The sequence below is a fragment of the Mesorhizobium sp. M6A.T.Cr.TU.016.01.1.1 genome, assembly GCF_003952585.1.
Taxonomy (GTDB): domain Bacteria; phylum Pseudomonadota; class Alphaproteobacteria; order Rhizobiales; family Rhizobiaceae; genus Mesorhizobium; species Mesorhizobium mediterraneum.
Map to the genome: position 1 here is coordinate 6,349,706 of NZ_CP034452.1, position 12,660 is coordinate 6,362,365.

Annotated in this window: 15 protein-coding genes and 1 tRNA gene; 8 read left to right on the forward strand and 8 right to left on the reverse strand. The window is 61.3% G+C overall.

What is annotated here, in order from left to right; all coding sequences use genetic code 11:
• Positions 1-2 precede the first annotated feature (2 nt).
• The 7 genes from EJ075_RS30780 (at position 3) to EJ075_RS30810 (ending at position 7,473) form a co-directional block, all read left to right on the forward strand.
• Complete coding sequence (locus tag EJ075_RS30780) at positions 3-1,133, forward strand: glycosyltransferase family 4 protein (protein WP_126106885.1); 1,131 nt, start codon at positions 3-5, stop codon at positions 1,131-1,133.
• Between the two features lie 108 nt (positions 1,134-1,241).
• Positions 1,242-2,777, forward strand: coding sequence for an undecaprenyl-phosphate glucose phosphotransferase (locus EJ075_RS30785; RefSeq protein ID WP_095485790.1), 1,536 nt, complete (start codon positions 1,242-1,244; stop codon positions 2,775-2,777).
• On the forward strand, positions 2,774-4,033 hold the full coding sequence (locus tag EJ075_RS30790; RefSeq protein ID WP_126106886.1) for an O-antigen ligase family protein: 1,260 nt from the start codon (positions 2,774-2,776) through the stop codon (positions 4,031-4,033). The genes EJ075_RS30785 and EJ075_RS30790 overlap by 4 nt, the downstream gene beginning before the upstream one ends.
• 337 nt (positions 4,034-4,370) lie before the next feature.
• Positions 4,371-5,012 (forward strand): peroxiredoxin-like family protein, encoded by a 642-nt coding sequence (locus EJ075_RS30795; RefSeq protein WP_126107520.1) that lies wholly within the window; start codon positions 4,371-4,373, stop codon positions 5,010-5,012.
• Between the two features lie 390 nt (positions 5,013-5,402).
• Entirely contained in the window at positions 5,403-6,128 is a 726-nt protein-coding gene (locus EJ075_RS30800) for a phage major capsid protein (RefSeq protein ID WP_281033476.1), read from the forward strand.
• A 167-nt stretch (positions 6,129-6,295) separates the two neighbouring features.
• On the forward strand, positions 6,296-6,970 hold the full coding sequence (locus EJ075_RS30805; protein WP_245458052.1) for a gamma-glutamylcyclotransferase: 675 nt from the start codon (positions 6,296-6,298) through the stop codon (positions 6,968-6,970).
• A 170-nt stretch (positions 6,971-7,140) separates the two neighbouring features.
• Positions 7,141-7,473, forward strand: a complete 333-nt coding sequence (locus EJ075_RS30810) for an RNA polymerase subunit sigma-70 (protein WP_126106888.1) — start codon at positions 7,141-7,143, stop codon at positions 7,471-7,473.
• Positions 7,474-7,801: 328 nt separating this feature from the next.
• Here EJ075_RS30810 and EJ075_RS30815 read toward each other — a convergent pair whose 3' ends face one another.
• The 4 genes from EJ075_RS30815 to EJ075_RS30830 all read right to left on the reverse strand — a co-directional run bounded on the left by EJ075_RS30815 (position 7,802) and on the right by EJ075_RS30830 (position 9,318).
• Positions 7,802-8,047, reverse strand: coding sequence for a hypothetical protein (locus EJ075_RS30815; protein ID WP_126106889.1), 246 nt, complete (start codon positions 8,045-8,047; stop codon positions 7,802-7,804).
• Positions 8,048-8,144: 97 nt separating this feature from the next.
• Positions 8,145-8,519 carry a hypothetical protein gene (locus EJ075_RS30820; RefSeq protein WP_126106890.1) on the reverse strand — a complete coding sequence of 125 codons (375 nt, stop codon included), beginning with the start codon at positions 8,517-8,519 and terminating at the stop codon, positions 8,145-8,147.
• A 257-nt stretch (positions 8,520-8,776) separates the two neighbouring features.
• Positions 8,777-8,853 (reverse strand) — tRNA-Pro (locus EJ075_RS30825).
• Between the two features lie 180 nt (positions 8,854-9,033).
• Positions 9,034-9,318, reverse strand: coding sequence for a helix-turn-helix transcriptional regulator (locus EJ075_RS30830; protein WP_126107521.1), 285 nt, complete (start codon positions 9,316-9,318; stop codon positions 9,034-9,036).
• A 456-nt stretch (positions 9,319-9,774) separates the two neighbouring features.
• Between EJ075_RS30830 and EJ075_RS30835 the strand changes: the two genes are divergently transcribed.
• Positions 9,775-10,050 carry a hypothetical protein gene (locus tag EJ075_RS30835; RefSeq protein WP_095485786.1) on the forward strand — a complete coding sequence of 92 codons (276 nt, stop codon included), beginning with the start codon at positions 9,775-9,777 and terminating at the stop codon, positions 10,048-10,050.
• A 55-nt stretch (positions 10,051-10,105) separates the two neighbouring features.
• Here EJ075_RS30835 and EJ075_RS30840 read toward each other — a convergent pair whose 3' ends face one another.
• The 4 genes from EJ075_RS30840 to EJ075_RS30855 all read right to left on the reverse strand — a co-directional run bounded on the left by EJ075_RS30840 (position 10,106) and on the right by EJ075_RS30855 (position 12,660).
• Entirely contained in the window at positions 10,106-10,444 is a 339-nt protein-coding gene (locus EJ075_RS30840; RefSeq protein ID WP_126106891.1) for a hypothetical protein, read from the reverse strand.
• 76 nt (positions 10,445-10,520) lie between these two features.
• Positions 10,521-11,063, reverse strand: a complete 543-nt coding sequence (locus EJ075_RS30845) for a MerR family transcriptional regulator (RefSeq protein ID WP_095485784.1) — start codon at positions 11,061-11,063, stop codon at positions 10,521-10,523.
• A 196-nt stretch (positions 11,064-11,259) separates the two neighbouring features.
• The gene (locus EJ075_RS30850; RefSeq protein WP_095485783.1) at positions 11,260-11,583 is read right to left on the reverse strand and encodes an integration host factor subunit alpha; all 324 of its coding nucleotides are present in this window, start codon (positions 11,581-11,583) and stop codon (positions 11,260-11,262) included.
• 105 nt (positions 11,584-11,688) lie between these two features.
• Complete coding sequence (locus tag EJ075_RS30855; protein ID WP_095485782.1) at positions 11,689-12,660, reverse strand: beta-ketoacyl-ACP synthase III; 972 nt, start codon at positions 12,658-12,660, stop codon at positions 11,689-11,691.

Sequence of the window (12,660 nt, forward strand, 5' to 3'; positions counted from 1 at the left end):
ACGTGGCGGACACACTCAGGATCGTCCACTGCTTTCGCTCACCTGTCGGAGGGATTTTTCGTCATGTGCGCGACCTGACCGAGGCGCAGGTCGCCGCCGGGCATTTGGTCGGCATCGTCTGCGATTCGACGACGGGCGGCGATTTCGAGGAACACCTGTTCGAACAGATGAAAGGCAGAATGGCGCTCGGCATCCATCGCACGCCGATGCAGCGGCATGTCGGGCCGGGCGACCTCGCCTCGGCCTGGCGCACCTTTGGGATTATCAAGGAATTGCGGCCGGACGTGCTTCATGGGCACGGCGCCAAGGGTGGCGCCTATGCCCGCCTGTTCGGCTCATTGTTGCGGGTATCAAGGTCTCGCGTAGCCCGCGTTTATTCGCCCCATGGCGGCTCTCTTCACTATGACGAGACCACCGTCGCGGGGAAGCTGTTCTTCGCGCTCGAACGGTTCATGGCGCGCTTCACCGACTATCTTCTGTTTGTCTCCGACTATGAAAGACAGACTTATCGCAGGAAGGTCGGCGAGCCGCCCACACCGAACAACCTTGTCCACAACGGCTTGCGCGCCGCCGAGTTCGAGCCGGTGCGGACCGAGCAGAATGCGGCCGATGTCCTCTATATCGGCATGATGCGCGACCTCAAGGGACCGGACATCTTCATCGATGCGCTGGTTCTTGCCGGAACGCGGCTTGGCCGCCCGTTGAAAGCGGTGATGGTCGGCGACGGTGACGACCTGCCGCGCTACCATGCGCAAGTGAAGCGGCTCGGGCTCGAAGGCCATATACGCTTCCTGCCGCCGATGCCGGCGCGCAAAGCCTTCGCGCTGGCCGAACTGGTTGTCGTTCCCTCGCGCGCGGAAGCCATGCCCTATATCGTGCTGGAGACGCTCGCCGCCGGCAAATCGATGATCGCCACCGCCGTCGGCGGCATCCCGGAAATCCTTGGCGCCGGTTCCCCTGCCCTGATCCGGCCCGACCCGCGCGAGCTCGGCGACAAGATGAGCGCGGCGCTGGCCGACCCCAAAGCCTATGGCGCTTTGATGCCCGACACCGCCGACCTCAAGGCGCGATTCGGCGCCGACGTGATGGCCGCCGCGATCGAGACGGCCTATTTCGCCGCGCTCAAGCGTTAGCTCCAAAAAGGCGCTAGCCCCAAAAGCTTCTCCAAAGCCACCTGTTGTTTGAAGGGTTTCTTAGCTCTCTTTTGCTATTCACCTGAGGGAAGCTTTGCGGATGCACCCATGAACGAGATCGATCCCGCTCGCCGCTTTTCGATAGACGCGGTGCGCAAATTCGACGGCCCGGCGAATGGCGATAGCCTTGGCGGGATGAACGACGTCGCCCGTCAGGTCGCGTCGCAATACAGGCGCGATACCATGTCGCCGATCATGGTCAGCGGCGTCTTGCGACTGGTCGAATTCGCGCTGCTGTTCCTGTCGGGTCTCTGCGTCTATTTCTACTATGTCGGCTTCTTCAGCCATCTCGCCTGGCAATATCCGCTGACGATCGCCGCCGCCTCGTTCCTTGCCGTGGTGCTGCTCGACGTCACCGACTGCTACCAGATCGTCTCGCTGATGCGCCCGATCGCCAATTTCGGCCGTCTCCTGCTGGTCTGGGCGGGGACATTCGCCTTGATGGCGCTCACGGCATTCGTCATGAAAACGTCGGAAGACTATTCGCGCCTGTTTTTCGGCACCTGGTTCGTCGTCGGCTTCTTGCTGATCTTCGGGCTCAGGCTGCTGATGTCGAAGCTTATCCGGCGCTGGGCGCGCGACGGGCGCATGGAGCGCCGCGCCGTCATTGTCGGTGGCGGCACGGCGGCGGAAGTCCTGATCCGCTCCGTCGAAAGGCAGCCCTACAACGACATCCGCATCTGCGGCATCTTCGACGACCGCGGCGACAAGCGCTCGCCACCCATCGTCGCCGGCTACCCGAAGCTTGGCACCGTTTCCGAGCTCATCGAGTTCGCCCGCATCGCCCGCATCGACATGCTGATCGTGTCGCTGCCGCTGACCGCCGAATCGCGCGTCCTGCAGCTTTTGAAGAAGCTGTGGGTGCTGCCGGTCGATATCCGGCTCTCGGCGCATTCGAACGCGCTGCAGTTCCGGCCGCGCGCCTATTCCTACATCGGTTCCGTGCCGATGCTCGATATCTTCGACAAGCCGATCAACGACTGGGATTCGGTCGCCAAGCGCGCCTTCGACATCGTCTTCTCGATCATCGGCATCATCGTGTTCTCTCCGGTCATGCTGGTGACCGCGATCGCCATCAAGCTCGACAGCAAGGGACCGGTGCTGTTCCACCAGAAGCGGCATGGTTTCAACAACGAGATCGTCGAGGTTTACAAGTTCCGTTCGATGTATACCGACAAGGCGGACCCGACGGCCAAGCAGACGGTGACCAAGAACGACCCGCGCGTCACCCGCGTCGGCCGCTTCATCCGCAAGACCTCGATCGACGAGCTGCCGCAGTTCTTCAATTCGCTTTTCGGTTCGCTGTCGCTGGTCGGGCCGCGCCCGCACGCCATTGCCGCCCAGTCGCACAACCTTCTCTACAATGAGGTGGTCGACGGCTATTTCGCACGCCACAAGGTCAAGCCCGGCGTCACCGGCTGGGCGCAGATCAATGGCTGGCGCGGCGAGATGGACACCAATGAGAAGATCCGCATGCGGACGGAGTATGACCTCTATTATATCGAGAACTGGTCGCTGCTGTTCGACCTGAGGATCCTGTTCCTGACACCGATCCGGCTGCTCAACACGGAAAATGCTTATTGAGCGCCGTCACGAATGAACTGCCGCCGGCCGCAGTCAACGCCAAGCTGATCGCGCTGATTGCATCGGGCGCGGTTTTCCTAGGCGTCTTCCTGTCCGGGTTCGTCATTGCCGAGCCTGCCCCATACGACCTCTATATGGCCGGGCTGATCGTGGTGTGGGCGTTGTTCGGCCTGCGCATATCGCGCGCGGCGGCGCCGCTGCTGGTGCTGCTGGTGATCATGAACATCGGCGGCATGATCTCGATGACCCAGATGTCGGATATTGCCGGCGCGCCGCTCTATCTCTCAGTGTCGCTGTTCCTTGCCTTCACCGCGGTGTTCGTCGCCTCGGTCACATCGGTCCAGTCCAGTCTCTACCGGTCGATCTTCCTGGCCTATGTGATTTCGGCGGTGCTGACCTCTCTGCTCGGCATAGCAGGCTATTTCCATGCCTTCCCAGGGGCGGAGATATTCACCAAATACGACCGCGCCACCGGCGCCTTCCAGGATCCGAACGTGTTCGGGCCGTTCCTGGTGCTACCCGGCATCTATCTGCTCTATCTCATGCTGACGGGCCCCGTCTCACGCATGCCCTTGCTGGCGGTACCGCTGCTGATCATCACGGCCGGCATTTTCTTCTCCTTCTCGCGCGGTGCCTGGGGCATGTTCGGCGTCTCGGCAATCCTGCTCACCGGCGCACTGTTCCTGCAGAGCGCCAGCGGCATGTTCCGGTTGCGCGTCGTCGTCATGACCATCGCCGCCATCTCGCTGCTGGTGATCGCGATGCTCGTCATCCTGCAGCTGCCGGGCGTTTCGGAAATGTTTTCCAGCCGCGCCCAACTGGAACAGAGCTACGATACCGCCCGCCTCGGCCGTTTCGCCCGCTACACGATCGGTTTCCAGATGGCGCTGGAGCATCCGCTCGGCATCGGCCCGCTCGTCTTCGGCGCGATTTTCGGCGAGGACACGCACGACATCTGGCTGAAGATGCTGATGGACTATGGCTGGCTCGGCTTTGTGTCGTTCCTGACGCTGACCTGCTGGACGATAGCGGCTGGCTTCCGCATTCTCCTGCGCGACAGGCCGTGGCAGCCCTATCTTCTGTGCGCCTATGTTGCCTTCATCGGCAATATCGGCCTGGGCACCTTCATCGACATCGATCACTGGCGCCACGTCTATCTGCTGCTGGGACTAATCTGGGGTGCCATCGCGCTCGAGTACCGCCACCAGCGGCAGTTGCAGCCGGTGGAGCTGCCTGTGCCAGCGGCTGGGGCATGATCGATTTCTGGGGACAAGTCTAAGTTTTGAAATGGTCGGAGTGGCCGGATTGGAACCGACGACCCGAACCTCCAAATCGAGGTCGGGAACCTGACCTTCAGCGCAAGAGCATTCGGGAGTGCGCTCGCGTAAGGTAATTCACCACATTTGGTGGCACCCGCAGATGCTTTTTCGTGTTATGATGGGCTTGCAACGCGCGTAATCTCGACCTCGGCAATATGGCAGAGGTCGAAAGCTATTGCCTTGGCACAGGAAGCTTTCGCCCCAGCACTTGATCGCCTCCGAAACGCTGGGTGTGCTGCTTTCCCTGACTGACCCCGGGGCGAGGAGGTTGTCCATGTCCACGAGTAGTGTTGACCGCCCGCTGCAGCCGGGCGACCGGGCACCGAATGTTGTGCTCAATGCGATCTCACGCGAAGGCAAGATCGCGCTCGATGATTTTCGAGACCGTAGCCCGTTGTTGATCGGTTTGTTCCGAGGCCTGCACTGTCCGTTCTGCCGGCGCCATGTCGCGGCGATGGCGCAACTCAAGCCGGCCCTGCGTGAGAAAGGCGTCGAATGCCTGGCTGTGGTCAATACGCCGGTCGAGCGGGCGCGGCTCTATTTCCGTTACCACCCGGCACCCGATCTTCTCGCCGCATCCGACCCGGAGCGAGCCTCGCACCGTGCTTTCGGCTTGCGCGAGGTCGGGATGGACACGGTCATGGCGATACCGTTCCATCTCCCGGGCGAGTTGCCCGAGCCTATGGACGTCATGGCAATGAATGAATTTCTTAACAAGAAGGAAGGATATGAGATTACGGAAGTCGATCAGCAGGCGATGGCTTCCAGCCAGGCGCAGCTTGTCGGTCAGTTCCTAATCGACCGGGCGGGCATCGTACGCTGGAACTTCACTGAAGTTCTGGAGGATGGCCTCAACACCTTCAGAGCGCTGAATCCCGAGGAATTGATGTCGGCAGCTTCCCAAGTTGCACATTAATAGGCTGCGGAAATGGGCTGCTGAAAACTCGCTCGACGGCCACCGTCCTGTGGTGATTCTTTGGATTTAACAATCATCGAAATGCTCAGCGCAGGAGGCTAAGGTCTGCCCGTGGGCTTCGTAGCGATTTCGATTCAACGGTCTGCGGACCGCCTCGACGCTAGAGTGAGCAAGCCGCATAGGCGGGGCGACGTCCGCTCCTTGCCGCAATCACGTCGTTCCGACAGGCGCGCATACGGCAAGTATCCACCCTAAGCGGTAGTTTAGCATCAGGGGCGGTCGAAAGTTGCCAAGGCCGCCGCCCGGCGGGCCCGCGCGGCCGGCATCGGAGAATTTTTCCTTGCCGGCGAAAAATCGGTCGAGGAGTTTTTCCCTACTGCCCATGGAAAAATCGAAGCGCATAGGCGGCCGGCGCAGACCGGACGCACGAACAACGCGGCGACCGTGGCCGAGGGCGCAACGAAGCCGGAAAGCGCGCTGGCCTTCGTCCTGCGAACCTTGCCGACGCAAGTCATTGCGCATTGGATTCCGGCGTCGCGGCAGGTGCTCGATGATGTGCCGCAGCTTCGCGACATAATCGACGGCGAGCTTCGCTATGGCCTGGCGCTCGCTGAAGAAGCGCAGTTGCTCAACGGCGACGGCACCGGCAGCAACCTCAACGGCCTTGTCACGAACGCCACGGCCTTCGCGGCGCCGTTCACCATCGCCGATCCGACGATGCTCGACACGATCGGCCTCGCGATCCTGCAGAACGCGCTGGCCGACTTCCCGGCGGACGGCATCGTCATGCATCCGTCGGACTGGATGCGACTCCGGCTTTTGAAGGATGGTGATGGCCGGTACATCTGGGGCGATCCACAAGCTGTTGTGCAGCCCGCTCTGTTCGGCTTGCCTGTCGTGCCGACGCAAGCGATGGCCGTCGATAAGTTCTTGGTCGGCAGCTACCAGCAGGCAGGCACCTTGTACGATCGCTGGGCCGCGCGCGTTGAGGTCAGCACCGAGCATGCTGATTTCTTTGTGCGCAACCTAGTCGCCATCTTGGCCGAGGAGCGGATCGGTCTTGCCGTCAAGCAGCCGACAGCGCTGACCTATGGCGACTTCGGCAACGTGGCCTGACGACGATATCGGCGCGCGCAATCTGTAGATGATCCCGTCAGCTATCATCGAGCCGTAGGTATCTAATGCTTGATGCCTCAGTCGACTGGTGCGAGTGATAGCGAGCGATGGTCCCAAAACCAAGTCGAATGCGATTAACGCCCGAGCTGGTCGCGAGAGTCCTCAGTGTGGACGAATCTCTGCCGCCGCCCTTTACTGCGCCGTCCGACGCAGACCATGATGACACCGTCCGGGCTATACTTGCCGCCGCACCGTCGGCTGAAGAGGTCTGGATCTTTGCCTATGGATCACTGATGTGGAACCCGGCCTGTGATTTCGTGGAGCAGCGGGTAGGCTTTGTGCCCGGGTGGCACCGCTCCTTCTGCCTCGGTTGGGACCGGTGGTTTCGAGGATCAGACAGGCGACCCGCACTCATGTTGTCGCTCGACCGTGGCGGGCGGTGCAAGGGCGCGGTCTATCGCCTGCCACCGAATGCTATCGAGGCCAATCTCGGCAGGCTCTTTCGTCGTGAGATACGAGCCAAGCCGTCCGCTCATTCGCCGCGTTGGGTGAATGTTCGCACCGATAAAGGAGCGCTCCACGCGATCACCTTTGTGATTAACCGGAGCAGCGAGCGCTATGTCCGCGGGCTGTCGCTGGAACAGATCGCCGATGCGCTCGCGGTCGCGTGCGGTCCGTGGGGTTCCATGGCCGACTATCTCCACAGCACTGTAAGTCACCTTGAAGATTTGGGGATTCATGACAAGCAGCTGTGGCGTTTGCAGGAGTTGGTAGCCAAACGCATTGAAGCGACAGCCGCCGCGAATCCTCCGCGTCCTCAGCGAACAGGAGTCAGACCGTGACCCACCCTAGGCGGTAGTTTCGCCTCCCCGCTGGTTCAGGGGGCGGGGTGCAAACTTCCCAAGGCCGCGCGGCGCCGGGCCGGCGCGGGCGGCATGCGGAGAATTTTTTTCTGTCCTATAAAAAACGAGGCTGGGCTTCCGGGCATTTTAGGGACTCCATAGATGGAAAAATGAGCGCACAGCCGATCAAACGCGGGCGCCCGCCGCATGAGCCGACTCGAGCAAGGCGGTTGCCAGTCGAGGTGCTCGCCGGTTCCGCCGTCCCGATCGCACAGATCTGCAATGCGCTCGATATCCCGCGATCGACGCTCTATCGGCACTATCGGCCTGAACTTCGCCGAGGCGCCGCGCGCGTCGAGGCCGAGCTGATCCGCAATCTGCTGCGCATTGCCGGCGGCAATGACGGCGCAGCGTTGAAAGCGATCATGTTCAGCCTGCAAAGCCGATTTGGCTGGTCGCAATATGCGCCGCCGCCGAGCGCGCCGGATGTCGCCGGCAAATGACGAAAGGACAGCGCGCCCATGGTCGCCGCCATGGCCGATCCCGAATGCAATTGCTCCCAAAACAAGAGCAAGACGTGAATGGGAAGTTCACCGTTTCGCTCACGAACGAAACGGCAATCGAGAGCGCCAGCCGCCGAGCGCTACAGCCAAAAAGGGGAAGTCGGCAGCCCATCTTTCAATGGGCATTGCCTGAACCCGCCGACCCTGCGGGATTGCCAATGGCCCCCGCGATTCGGAGCTTTGCCCAAGGAGGCCGTCCCGTCTAGCAACGGGCGCGTGTATCCGCGCCGCACAGGCGGCCATTACCGCCGCCGCAGCGCGCGGCCGGCTATTTCCAGAACTCGCGCACCTGTTCGGCGGTGATGCTGGCGAGCAAGTTCCTTCCGCCGACGACCACGGCATGGCTGAAACGAAACTGATCGCGGATCGGCTCGTGGTCCGGATTGAGCGCATCCATGGTGTCGACAAAATCCAGCGTCGCCCTCGTCGCATGCGCCCACAGATCGCCTATGAAAAGGAGGAAGCGATCCGGGTGCGGAACCGGCCCGATGAGCTTCTGGCCAACGTCCGTCATTTGCCACGCAAGGCCGCCGGTGCTGGGATGGCTCCCTGCATTCGAATAGAACCCGAAACTCTGCTTGAGGTCGAACTTCGCTGGTCCGCGCAGCTTCTCAAGCTCCCGACCGATTGAATTTGTCGTGGCGCTCCTTGCCCACGCAATCGAGCCACGGTTGCGCGCGAGAAGGCTGATAGCGGAAATATTCGATCAGCTGGTGGCATTCCACTAGATCGCGAACCTGATGGCCCGCCGCCGACCAGAAGCCGGCCAAGGCCAATTGGCCAGCGGCACCGCAGTCGTTGATCATGCGATCGGCAAGTTCGATGACGACGAAAGTGGCGCGCTCGTCATTCCAGCTTCCTCCGCGAACAACATCCTCGATCAACCTGACGCATCCGAATGTGCCGGCACGGTAGGCGTCGCCAAGATTGCCGTTCTGGATCAATGGCCGGTGCTGCGCCTCGACCCCGCTTACATTGAAAAGCATGTGCCCTTGCCCTTGCCGGCAGCGAATCGCTGCCGGGCACATTGTAAGCCGCCGATCGTCGGCCCGTTCACGGCGCGACTCAGGCCGCGCAATTCGGCCGGCAATTGTCGCGGGGAACGGAATCTGCGGCCGGCATGGCCCCAGACTGGCACGGCCCCCAGAAAAGGAAAAGGCCCCAGAAAGGCCCCAATTTTACTTTTCGCGTCGTCGCTAGTTTCCCCGGATTTCAAATAAGCCTTAGTCTTCAAAGGCTTATTTGGTCGGAGTGGCCGGATTCGAACCGACGACCCCTTGACCCCCAGTCAAGTGCGCTACCGGGCTGCGCTACACTCCGGACCGGTCGCGATGTATCGTGATAACCCGGTTCGGGTCAACCGAATTCGGCGGCCGTCACGCCGATGCCCGGCGTGATGGATTTGAAGTTCCTGCTCTGTTGCATGTCGTCAGCACTCAGGAACTTCAAATCCAGAATCACGCTCGTTTACTCGTATGGTTTGATGCTCTGGCGTCGCTGCTATGAGACGGGTCGATTTTCCGCGGATTGTGTCAGCACGGGTGTATTGATCAGCGCGTTTTCCGGAAGCCTAAGCGCAGAGGCTATTCGTCGAAGCTTCGACGGATCGGCATCCTTGCCGCTCTCGATGTCTGCGATTTCATTGATTGACAGGCCACACGTCAGAGACAGCTCTTCCATGCTGTATCCCCTGGTTTCCCGGATGGTTCTGAGGGCGCTGTGATCAGGCGCAGCTTCGATTGCCGCCAGTTCGGAGAAGGGTTCTTTTTTTGCTATTTGGGACATTGGCAACTCCGTGGTCTGAAAGAGTTTGATCAAATAATGATGTTGCCTGGGACGGTCGCGACAATGCCCGGTCATTAACGATTTGCCAAGCACCAAAGGAACCGTCACGGCATCGTGATGCCGGACCGGCGCGGCCCCGGCATCGGTCTCAGCGGCGCCGGCGCGGGGCGCCATCCCGATCAGGTTCTTCGACTGGCCAATCGTCGAATTCTTCGACTAAGCCGCTCGCTCGTTAGGTGACTGTCGCCGGCACGCCAGTCGTTTTGGAAGGATCGAAACAGCGGCGGGAGCTTGACCCAAGCGCAGAACGCGTCAGCAGCTGCCATTTTTTTGAACTGACGCGTGAACCTTTCCTCTCCGAGCCGCACCAAGACGGCATGGACGCCAAGAAAGGCGCTCCCCAACCGGAAGGACGCCAGGACGGCGATCCTCGATCCAAGAGAAGGAAATGCTCAAATGACCAATATCTCGAACTTCAAGCGCCTGTCGCTCGCCGCTGCCATCGTCGTCTCGGCCTTCAGCTCGATTTCCGTTCCGAGCTCGGCCTTCGCCGACGGCACGCATCCGAGCGGCGGCGGCGCGGTTTGTAAGGGCGCGGGTCATTGCCTGGTGCTGCAGCTCGACTGCAAGGGCACATACACGGATGCCACCGATTCCAACGGCACTGTCTACGGCAAATGCAGCCAGACCGCCCAGGTCAGCCCGAACAACAGGCTCAAGCTCGCCCGCTGATCCACCTCGACGAAAGTGGCGGCTATCCGCGGGATGGCCGCCACTTTCTTTTGCCTCAACGTGCCGATCTCGACGTCGCTCGCGACGTTTTCTGCTGTCGGCTGAGGAGCAGGCTGGCGACGAGGCCGACCACAACCAGCCCGACAGCGGCCGCTGTCGCCGGGTGCTCGCGGGCTGACTTTTCTATCACCCTGCTTTGCCTCCTGATCGCAGGCAGCGCCTCGCTGAAGCGCTCGGCAAGATCCGAATAATAGTCCGACGCTGTGTCACGCCCGTCCTCGTAGTAGGCGCTGCCCCGCCTGGACACGGCTTTCCTCAGCGCCGCCAGTTCCCGGGAGAGGGCCGCGACCTGCTTTTCAAGGTCGATGTCGGAGAGGGTCGAAAATGATACCATGATATGCTTCCTTCCTTTCCGGGAGGAACGCATGATTCCGGAAGCAGTTCCGGTTCTGCCGGCGATCGATCGGCTCTTAGCGCACCTGATCGAGCAGGCGCTTGCACTCCAGAAGGTCGAACAGTGCTTCCTGCAGCAAAGCGCGATTGTCGCGCGAGAGTTTCGACGTGCCCGGCTGCACCGGACCTTCGTCGTCGGTTTTGCCCAGGCCGAAAAAGCGCCGGCTGGGTTTCACCTTGGGCTCGCCGACCAGCATCTCGTCATCGGCGCCGCGCGGCTGGGCCGCCGGCGTCAGCGGCACCGCATCGGCCTGCCGGCGTTGCGAGATCGCCTCGACGGCCGCCATGTCGCCATTGCCGATGGCGACCAGGAAGTGGTTGCCGTTCTCGCGCAGCAGCTTCTGCACGCCCTTGATCGTATAGCCCTGGTCGTAGAGCATGTGGCGGATGCCCTTGATCAGTTCGACATCCTGCGGCCGGTAGTAGCGGCGGCCGCCGCCGCGTTTCATCGGCTTGATCTGGTTGAAACGCGTCTCCCAGAAACGCAGCACATGCTGCGGCAGGTCGAGATCTTCTGCGACCTCACTGATGGTGCGGAAAGCATCGGGGCTCTTGTCCATGGGCGAAATCCTCACGCTGGAGCATGATCCCGAAAGGTGGGAATCGGTTTTTCGGGCAAGGTCATGCTCAACAAAGAACCATTCCGATCCAGCTTGTTCTGCCGAATCGGGCCTTATTTCAGCGGTTTATGAAACAATATTCAAGCCCGGCGTCAAAGGAGGCGGCCGTTTTCAACTAGGCTTTGAAGCGCAGGCGCTATTTGCTGCCCTTGGCCTTGCTGTTCTGATGGGCGCGCAGGATGCGGTTCTTCAGCACATTCGATGATTTGAAGGTCATCACGCGGCGCGGCAGGATCGGCACTTCCTCGCCGGTTTTGGGATTGCGCCCGATGCGCTCGTTCTTGGAGCGGACATGGAACGTCGCGAACGACGACAATTTCACCGTCTCACCGCGAACGATCGCTTCGCAAATCTCATCCAGCACCGCTTCGACGAGCTCGGCCGATTCAGTACGCGACAAGCCGACCTTGCGATAAACGGCTTCAGCAAGATCGGCGCGCGTAAGTGTCTTTCCCCCCATGCGAACCGTCCCATCAGCTCAAAAATATAAATCGATACAAGCAAAGATAGAGCCTAAGTAATTGATCCGGCAAGGTCAAGGACCGAACCTGTCAGTTCGGCAAACTTACCAGCGAACCAAAACCGCGCCCCAAGTGAAGCCCCCGCCCATCGCCTCGATCAGCACCAGGTCACCCTTCTTGATGCGCCCGTCGGCGACAGCCACCGACAGAGCCAGCGGCACGGAAGCAGCCGAGGTGTTGCCGTGCAGATCGACCGTGACCACCACTTTTTGCTCTGCTATCCCGAGCTTTTTGGCGGAAGCGTCGATAATTCGCTTATTGGCCTGATGCGGCACGAACCAGTCGAGATCCTCAGCGGTGATGCCGGCCTGTGCGAACGTCGCCTCAATGACGTCGGTGATCATGCCGACCGCGTGCTTGAACACCTCGCGGCCTTCCATCCTGAGATGGCCCACCGTTCCGGTGGTCGACGGTCCACCGTCGACGAACAGCTTGTCCTTGTGGGCCCCGTCGGAGCGCAGGCTGGCCGCCAGCACGCCGTGGTCAGCAATGCTGCCCGCCCCCTCTCCTGCTTCCAGCACCATCGCGCCGGCGCCGTCGCCGAACAGGACGCAGGTCGAGCGGTCACTCCAGTCGAGGATGCGCGAGAAGGTTTCCGAGCCGATCACCAGCACGCGTTTTGCCAGGCCGCCACGGATATAGAGGTCGGCGGTCGTCACCGCGTAGACGAAGCCCGAGCATACCGCCTGCATGTCGAAGGCGAAGCCGTGATGCATGCCGAGCCGGTTCTGGATCTCGACAGCGGTCGCCGGAAAGGTGTTGTTGGGCGTCGACGTCGCCAGCACGATCAAGTCGATATCGGCTGGCGTCAGGCCGGCATTGGCCAGCGCCGCGCGCGCCGCCGCCTCGCCCAGTGAAGCCGTCGTCTCGTCGTCGGCCGCGATATGGCGCTGGCGGATGCCGGTGCGCTGGGCGATCCATTCGTCTGACGTCTCAACCATGCCTTCGAAATCGGCATTCTTCATAATGCGGCGGGGCAGCGCGGCGCCTGTGCCGCGCACGACTGATCTGATCAA